The organism is Bifidobacterium sp. UBA6881 (assembly GCA_002451435.1).
Classification (GTDB): domain Bacteria; phylum Actinomycetota; class Actinomycetes; order Actinomycetales; family Bifidobacteriaceae; genus Bifidobacterium.
In genome coordinates this window covers 6,837-7,827 of record DKCF01000004.1, presented here as the reverse complement: position 1 = coordinate 7,827, position 991 = coordinate 6,837, and the positions used below count along the sequence as shown (strand labels likewise).

The 991-nt window shown below is 59.8% G+C and carries 1 protein-coding gene; it reads right to left on the bottom strand.

What is annotated here, in order from left to right; genetic code table 11:
- Window positions 1–14: 14 nt before the first annotated feature.
- Window positions 15–887: an HD domain-containing protein gene (locus B3C64_RS00210; protein ID WP_291532916.1), complete on the bottom strand. Its 873-nt coding sequence runs from the start codon at window positions 885–887 to the stop codon at window positions 15–17.
- Between the last annotated feature and the right edge of the window lie 104 nt (window positions 888–991).

The following is a 991-nucleotide window of genomic DNA, read 5'->3' as shown; positions in this document are numbered from 1 at the left end:
TCGTGCTCGCCCGATTATTCGGCGATGCGCATGTGGTACTGCTCGGCAAGCGGCTTGACATCGACGATGCCGTACCGTTCCAGCAGCCGAAGCCATTCACGCTTGTTGTTTTCGCCGAATCGTGCGGCCTTGCGTGTATAGGCTTCGGCGGTCAGGAACTTCGGCGGAATCGACTTGCTGTTGTACTTGTCGGCGACCATCACGACTTCCTGTTCCAGGTTCATCGGCACGTAATCGGCGGGAGGCAGCGGCAATCCCTGCGATTCCACCGCCTGCTTGGTCAATCCCACGCCGGTGTGATTGCGCGCGAACTGCGCGATGGATTCGTCCACGCCTTCCTTGAGCAGATACTCATAGCCCTTGAGACCATGCTGCACATAACGCGGACCGTCGAATTTCAGCGGGTTGCCGTCCGAACCATCCTGTTTGAGCAGGAAATACGTGCCGATATCATGCAGCAACGCTCCGATCACCACCATATGCTCGTCGATAAGTCTCGGCGGCACGCTGCCTCCGGTGATGCCGTCCGTGGACTGCACCGCCGGGATGCGCAGCATGCCGAACGTTTCGGCACCGGATTCATCATGCGACAGGTCAAGACCGAAATCACCGGTTTGTTCCGGCGCGTCCGCGGGCAATGTGCAGCGACGGGTGAACAACGCGTTCTGTCGGCGTGCCATGCGCCGGGCGATATCGGCCACGACCACGCAATGACCATGGATGAGATCGTACGCGGCCTGGGATTGCGCGATTTTCCTATGCAGTTCCTCGACCTGGTTCAAGGTCGGAATGTATCCATGCGCGTCATGCGCCGCGGAAGCCGGTGAAGCCACGGAAGACTGTTCCGCTGGCTGATCCGGCGTCGGTTCCTTCGTTTCGTTCGTCATACGACCTATCTTAGGCCGGCCCTGCGGCTCCAAGATGGACGCGCCCGGCAGAGCACACGGAGTTTTCAGATGGAACGGACGCGGAATTCGCCGGTACGGTTCGA